We start from the raw sequence: 7290 nt of genomic DNA, 5'->3' as shown, positions 1-7290 counted from the left end.
AGAAATACGCGAAACGGGGTAGTTCTATCTTTAAATTTAATTACGCAACAAAGCCAGTTAACGACCTCCCTAATTTAGCAAACCATAAATAACATCAAGTATTGCAAAATTTTGCAGAAAGCCGCTAACTTTAGTATGCCACAGTTAGTTTTCGTTACAGTAGCCTAAGTTGCATTATGAGCAATACAGACTCAAGGATATCTGCTTGTTATGATAACTGTTGCTCTACAAGCGTCTTCCAGAACCCAACACCGTGTTCCAAAATATTATCGTTAAAATCATAATGCGGGTTATGAAGAGCAGTACCTCCACATTCACCAACACCATTCCCAACTAGCACATAGCACCCTTTTACTTCGCGTAACATGAACGAGAAATCCTCACTGATGGTGAAGCGTTCACAAGCTCCATTCACATTCTCTTCACCAACAACCGCTTGTGCCGCTTTCACTGCATGAGCCGTCTCTTCAGGCGTGTTAATCGTTGATAAGAAGCTGTTGTTGAAGTGGTATTGATAATCAACACCTGCTGACATGCACTGGCCAGCGACGACACGCTCAATCGCTTTCTCAATTTTATGCAATGCTTGATCGGTAAAGCTGCGAGTGTCACCAGAAATAGTCACTTGCGAAGGAATCACATTCACGGTTCCATTGGTAACAAAGTTAGTCACCGAGATAACCGCCGTCTCATCAATGGCGCTCAAATTACGCGAAACGATGGTTTGCAGTGCTGTGACCACCTGAGCTCCAACAACAATCGGATCGGTTCCCATGTGTGGCATCGCCGCGTGGCCGCCCGTCGCTTTGATCACAATCTCAAAACTGCTTTCACTTGCCATAAGCGAGCTTGGACGAGTCACAAATTTACCTTCTGGGATACCCGGTAAGTTATGCATAGCGTAAATCGCATCCATATTCCAACGAGTGAACAGGCCATCAGCGATCATCGCTTTCGCTCCTGTGCCTCGCTCTTCATCTGGTTGGAAAATGAAGTATACAGTGCCATCAAATTGCTTACTGGTTGCTAACTCTTGCGCCGCACCCAGTAGCATCGCGGTATGGCCATCATGTCCACAAGCGTGCATCGCTCCTTCATGTTTTGAAGCGTGACAAAAAGTGTTCTGTTCATGAATGCGCAGCGCATCCATATCCGCACGTAGACCAATCGAGCGATCGCTTGTGCCATTTTTCAGAATTCCAAGCACACCTGTTCCGCCAATACCGCGGTGAACTTCAATGCCGAACTCTTCGAGCTTGTTCGCTACGAATTCAGATGTTATGAACTCTTCAGTACCGAACTCTGGATACTGATGTAAATGGCGGCGCCATTCTGTAACGTTGGCAATGTTAGTCATGGAAACTCCAATAAATACTTAAAATTAATTTGTTAAAACTGTTTTAGGTGTCATCCCGCGGGACTTGTTGGATGCTGCAAACAGCATCATTGCTACAATAATCAAGCCAGCAGCCAGCGTCCTAAAAGGTGTGATGGGTTCGCCAAACACCAAAACAGCGATGAAAAATGCAGACATAGGGATGAGGTTTAAAGCCATACTGCTGCCTTCAACACCAACACGCTCTATGCCGTATATGTATGCGATGTAGCCCAGCCCTGATACAAAGCCACCTAGCACGATAATGCAGAGTAACGACCAAGAAGGGTGAATCACTAGTAACAGGCTTGGTACATCGGGGCCTGCAACCAGTAAGTAAATGAAAAATCCAACCGCCGCAAAACCAAATTGATAATGCATGGTGCAAGTTGCACCGTATTTTTCTGCAAGCTGAGCGCGCAAATGAGTCACCGACGCAAAGCTCAGCACACTCAATAGACAAATCAGGAGCCCGATGTTTACTCCTCTATCTTGAGACGTAAACGGAGGAGCTAGCACTAACATGCTGACGCCAACTTCGGTTTGCTTTGAGTTTTCTTGTGGATCATTGCCGAGAAAATCAGGACTAAAGATAAAACAAAGAATGCCATCATGTAGCGTAGCCACACCAACAATCGCGCATCAATGGTTTGTAATGGCAAGGTAGCTAATGCGCCCTCTGAACCCCATAACAACCCTACTCCAATCGCTGCAATCCAACCTTTAGTCACTGATTTCATCACTTAGCTCGCTTCTGGTGTTGCTTTTTTATCGCACGCTAAATTTTCTGAAGATTGTTCTTCCTGCTTTGTCTCAAACTTCGTGAACACGTAAAGTGCGACCACAATTAATGAAACAACGATGGTTTTGCCCATTGCCATCTGTTCGCCAAGTGTTAAAACCGCCACTAAGTAGCCAACCAAAGGCATGAGGTTTAATGCCATCGTTGCCTTTTCTACACCGATACGCTTGAAAGAATACAATTGAATCAAGTAGCTACCACCAGAAATGCCTGTACCTAAGAAAATAAGCAGTGCAATCAACAGCGGGCTAGAGAAAATAATGTAAATCTGAGACAAGTCCAAGCCCATGGTCAACACAACGATAATGCCCATCACAGCAACCGAAATGTATTGGTACAGCATGGAAACCACTGAGCCGTATTTGTCCGCTAAGCTAGCACGTAAATGTGCCGTCCACGCTAAAGCCAGCATCGAGCATGTCACGTAAACATAACCCAGCAGCGGAGTACCGCCTTCAATGGTGTTTGTTGGCCCGACACTCATTGCGTAAATACAAACTGCAGATGCGATGAAAGCGCCCCACTGAATCTTGTTCATACGGAAGTTCATAAACATCATACCGAAGAAGACTGTCGCGAACGGCTGCATACCTTGGATAACACCGTTTTCAGTCGCACCAATATGAGAAAGAGAAAGGAAATTAAAAAGTGAGAAAACCCCTTGTCCCACGATGCCGCAAAGCGCAATACGTCCAATATCTTTGGTATCGATCTTTAATGAAGAACCTAAGTCTGCACTTAAGTTTTTGCTACGTGATGTAAAAAAGAAAATGATTGATAGGCCAATTACCGCGGTAACGTAGCGGAAAAATACCAATGTCATCGGATCAACAGCCATAGAAAGCGGCTTAGAGACCACCCCTGTTACGCCCCAGATACAGGCAACGGCAATGGCGGCAGTCCATCCTAAAAATGTGTCTCTGTTTGTTGTGTTCATTTTTATCTTCCGTAATCTTATTTCTTATTGAATAAGAGCGATGCATCACCGCCCAGTTTTTTTATAATTTTTATGTGCTGACTCTGGAGTCCAGAGCCAGCTTTTGTAGGGTGTTAAATTTGTAAGGTGTTAAGTTTTGAGCTAAATAATGATCAGTTCTGGCTCTGCGCGTTTGCTTAACCATTCAGCGCCGTCTTCAGTAATCACGATATTCTCTTCGTGAACCATTGACTTACCCGGTGCGTAAACCATGCCCGGTTCTAATGTCATCACCATACCCGGCTTAAGTACTGTGTTGTCGGTAGCCGTGTTAGACGGGCGCTCTGTCAGCTCCATACCTAAACCATGACCAAGACGACCAACGTCGTTGCCCAATGCACCATTGGCTTCTAATACTCCCCACATCGCGTTGTAGATGTCAGTCGTGGTTGCGCCCGGTTTCGCAGCCTCAAAGCCTTTCGTGGTCGCTTCGTAAGTAGCGCGGTATGCCGCTTTGGTTTGCTCACTTGCATGACCAAATGCCCAGTTACGGTCGAAATCAGAGAAATAACCATCGCGTACAGCACCCGTATCGATGATCAACACATCTCCCGGTTCAATGATGCGATCGGTAGGACCCATGATGATGCTGTCATAACCATCTGGCCCTGAGCCTGCGATGATGTAAGGGCATTCGTCCGCACCTTCTAACAACATATCGATACGGAACTGTTTACAGATTTCACGCTCGGTCATGCCGGCTTTTGCGTAACCCGGAATCTTGCTAAACCCAACGTTAGTAATGCGGCAGATTTCACGTGTTTTCTCAATTTCAGCTTGTGATTTGATCTGACGAAGTTCATGCATTGCTAAAGACACATCAACAAAGTCTTTCTTAACCATGGTGGTTAATTTCAAGTAGTTGTTCACCGGCATACGTAGGTGAGATTCAATGCCCAGCGTTGCGCCTACTCGGCCATGACGACAAGGCAAAGAGTTCAATGCGCTAGCAACTAAGCTAATGCCATCATCTTCAGGACGAGGAGAAGGCCAAGTAATAATGTTGTCGACCCATGTTCCCGCCATACCACTTGCTCCGATTTCAGGAACAATCGCAATCGGCTTTCCTTCTGCAGGAACGATGACAAACCATGGACGAGTTGGGCTATGCCAAAACTGAGTGTGGAAGCCAGTGAAGTAGCGAACGTTTGGCTCGGTTGTGAAAATCATCGCATCCAGATTCATCTCATGCATGACTTTTTGAGCGCGTGATGTTCTGTGTTCAAACTCAGCTTGTTTGAAGCCGCGGTTTAGGTAGTTAGTCATTGGAACCTCTAATTATTGTATTTAGGTAGGCACTTCGGCTGCTCTTCACAACCAGTAACCAACCCTATAGTTCAATTTTGTTTACGTTACGGTGAGCATCTTACTGACATTTAAGTTAAATAATGTGACCAAGATCTTAGGGTTAACTATAGTGATCAGAAAACATCTAAAACTGGAAATATAGTTGATTACGATCAACTTTAGGTACTTATTTGTAACTTTAGACTTGTGTAGGAAGCGGATATATAGTCTTATAGTTACATAAAGTTAATTGGCAACTTGAAATGCATCGAGTAACCAAAGATAATGAAAGGCAATTAAAGTTAATAATAGTGGTCTGAAATGAACGCATCAGCATATAAATCGTTTAACGTAGAATTCACCGACAATGACAGAGAGCATCTCGCACTGAACTTTCGCTTAGCCGAAACCATTGCCGACTTTATTGGTCCGCACTGTGAGGTTGTGATTCATTCATTCGAGAGCTTTGAAAAGTCGGTAGTGAAGATAGTGAACGGACACCACACGGGTCGAGAAGTAGGGTCACCTATCACCGATTTGGGGCTGAAGATGCTGAGTGTGTTTGAGAGCACTGGTGAGGTCACGCCAAAGAGTTACTTCACCACCAGCAAAGATGGATCGTTACTTAAGTCTACGACCTGTGTGCTAGCTGGAGAAAATGGCAAACCAATTGGGCTGTTCTGTATCAATATGAACTTGTCTCACCCGTTTCCTGAGATCATAAAAACTTTAATGCCAGACATGGCTCATGCCCCTGTGGGTGTGCATGAGAACTTTGGAGCTTCAACAACAGAAGTGATTGAGCAAGCGCTTGAGCACGCTATTTTTGAAGTCGACAACGATGAGTCAGTCAACTTAAAAGGTCGAAACAAAGCCATTACTAAGCAGTTGCTTGAGAACGGTATTTTCGAATTAAAAGAGGCGACAGCATTCGTATCTGAGCGTCTTGGTATTACTCGCCACGCTATTTACAAATACATCCGCGAGTTTAGAGCATAGAAATCCTATAAAGAGAAACGAAATGAAAACAAAAATCCATACAGATCTAGCACCAGCAGCAATCGGCCCTTACTCTCAAGGTATGGCATTCAAAGACCTAATCTTCACTTCAGGTCAATTACCGCTTGATGCAAAAACAATGGCGTTTGTTGAAGGTGGCATCAAAGAGCAAGCTCGTATGTCACTAGAAAATCTAAAAGCAGTTTTGGAACAAAGTGGTGGTTCACTGAATACCGTTATTAAAACCACATGTTTCCTATCTGATATGGAAAACTTCGTTGCATTTAACGAGGTGTACACGGAAGTATTTGGTACAGAGAACGCGCCAGCACGCTCTTGTGTTGAAGCCGCTCGTTTGCCAAAAGACGCACTAGTCGAAGTTGAAGCGATCGCTTACATCAAGTAATCACGTATTGCTTTTAGTGACTGCGTATAGCAAAAAATAACTATGTAATGTTATTAACGACAAAGTAAGGTCATTGAACATCGCTTGATGGCCTTTAATTCCTCTGCCTGTATCTAAGTGTGCCCTATGTTAAAACTATCAAAAAATTCATTCTACACTGGACAAGTTTGCGAGCTATTCACTGCATCTCAAGCGCAACAAGCGCGTGAGTTTCACCGTCAGATCGAAGGTTACCAACCAACGCCACTTGTCTCTCTTCCTAATCTTGCTAATCACCTTGGTGTTAAAGCGCTCCTAGTAAAAGACGAATCAAAACGCTTCGGTTTGAATGCATTCAAGGTACTCGGCGGTTCTTACGCTCTGGGTCGCCAATTGGCAAAACACCTTGGCATTGATATTTCTGAGATCAACCTTAAAACCGTTGCTTCAAAACTGGATAAGCCACTTGTATTTACGACAGCAACAGCGGGTAACCATGGCACTGGTGTCGCGTGGGCGGCTCGTGAAATGGGCCAAAAAGCTGTGGTTTATATGCCAAAAGGCTCGTCTCAAGCCAGTGTTAACCGCATTCAAGGTTTAGGTGCAGAGTGTATCGTGACGGAAGTTAACTACGACGACACGGTACGCATGGCAAACCAAACCGCTCAAGACAACGGTTGGATGCTAGTTCAAGACACAGCATGGGATGGCTATGAAGAGATCCCAACATGGATCTCTCAAGGTTACATGACCATGGCAGACGAAGCCGTCGAGCAAGTTCAAGAGCAAGAATTTAGCGCTCCAACTCACGTATTCTTACAAGCAGGCGTAGGTGCAATGGCAGGCGGCATATTAGGCTACCTTGCAGACAAGCTAGGCGCAGATACATTTGAAACCATCATTGCAGAGCCAGCAGCCGCAGATTGTATTTTCCGCTCAGGCGAGAAAGGCGAAATGGTCAACGTAACTGGTGAGTTGAACTCAATCATGGCGGGCCTTGCGTGTGGTGAACCAAACCCAGTGACATGGCCAGTATTGCGTGATTGCAGTAACTACTTTATCTCGGTTGATGACAGTATTTCAGCAAACGGGATGCGTGTTCTAGGTAACCCACTACAAGGTGACAGCCAAATCATCAGCGGTGAGTCAGGTGCGATTACACTAGGCCTTCTTTACCAACTTTGCCGAGAGGGCGCAGACCAAGCAGTACGTGATGAGCTAGGTTTAAACCAAGACGCAACCATCATGCTATTTAGCACTGAAGGTGACACCAACCAACCGCGATACCGAGACATTGTTTGGAACGGCTTACACCACTCTAGCTAACTAAAAAACTCCACAACTTCAATAATAAAGCCACGGTATTCACTGTGGCTTTTCGTTAAATCTTTGTCTCATCACCAAGTTGGACTGATGTTCACATATTTTACAACACGCGACATAACATTAGAAAATATTGGCTAGGC

The 7290-nt window shown here is 44.8% G+C and carries 8 protein-coding genes; 3 read left to right on the top strand and 5 right to left on the bottom strand.

The genetic code is table 11. The features are described 5' to 3' along the window. Positions 1-208: 208 nt before the first annotated feature. From ACED59_RS21825 to ACED59_RS21805, 5 genes are all read right to left on the bottom strand, one after another. Positions 209-1357 carry a M20 aminoacylase family protein gene (locus ACED59_RS21825; protein WP_017099104.1) on the bottom strand — a complete coding sequence of 383 codons (1149 nt, stop codon included), beginning with the start codon at positions 1355-1357 and terminating at the stop codon, positions 209-211. A gap of 24 nt (positions 1358-1381) precedes the next feature. After that, positions 1382-1900 (bottom strand): DMT family transporter, encoded by a 519-nt coding sequence (locus ACED59_RS21820; protein ID WP_017099105.1) that lies wholly within the window; start codon positions 1898-1900, stop codon positions 1382-1384. After that, on the bottom strand, positions 1894-2115 hold the full coding sequence (locus tag ACED59_RS21815; RefSeq protein WP_017099106.1) for a hypothetical protein: 222 nt from the start codon (positions 2113-2115) through the stop codon (positions 1894-1896). Before ACED59_RS21815 ends, ACED59_RS21820 begins: the two co-directional genes overlap by 7 nt. Positions 2116-2118: 3 nt before the next feature. Then, positions 2119-3114, bottom strand: coding sequence for a DMT family transporter (locus ACED59_RS21810; protein WP_017099107.1), 996 nt, complete (start codon positions 3112-3114; stop codon positions 2119-2121). Positions 3115-3255: 141 nt separating this feature from the next. Further along, positions 3256-4419 carry a Xaa-Pro peptidase family protein gene (locus tag ACED59_RS21805; protein WP_017099108.1) on the bottom strand — a complete coding sequence of 388 codons (1164 nt, stop codon included), beginning with the start codon at positions 4417-4419 and terminating at the stop codon, positions 3256-3258. A gap of 342 nt (positions 4420-4761) precedes the next feature. On the opposite strand from ACED59_RS21805, the gene ACED59_RS21800 reads away from it, so the two are divergent. The 3 genes from ACED59_RS21800 (at position 4762) to dpaL (ending at position 7150) form a co-directional block, all read left to right on the top strand. Continuing rightward, positions 4762-5439: a transcriptional regulator gene (locus ACED59_RS21800; RefSeq protein ID WP_004732387.1), complete on the top strand. Its 678-nt coding sequence runs from the start codon at positions 4762-4764 to the stop codon at positions 5437-5439. A gap of 22 nt (positions 5440-5461) precedes the next feature. Further along, positions 5462-5845, top strand: a complete 384-nt coding sequence (locus ACED59_RS21795) for a RidA family protein (protein WP_017095788.1) — start codon at positions 5462-5464, stop codon at positions 5843-5845. 126 nt (positions 5846-5971) lie between these two features. After that, positions 5972-7150 (top strand): diaminopropionate ammonia-lyase, encoded by a 1179-nt coding sequence (gene dpaL, locus ACED59_RS21790; RefSeq protein ID WP_017099109.1) that lies wholly within the window; start codon positions 5972-5974, stop codon positions 7148-7150. The last annotated feature ends 140 nt before the right edge of the window (positions 7151-7290 follow it).

This window comes from Vibrio sp. FF266 (assembly GCF_041439695.1).
Classification (GTDB): domain Bacteria; phylum Pseudomonadota; class Gammaproteobacteria; order Enterobacterales; family Vibrionaceae; genus Vibrio; species Vibrio tasmaniensis_A.
The sequence above is the reverse complement of the archived record's forward strand: the minus strand, read 5'-3'. Positions and strand labels throughout refer to the sequence as shown.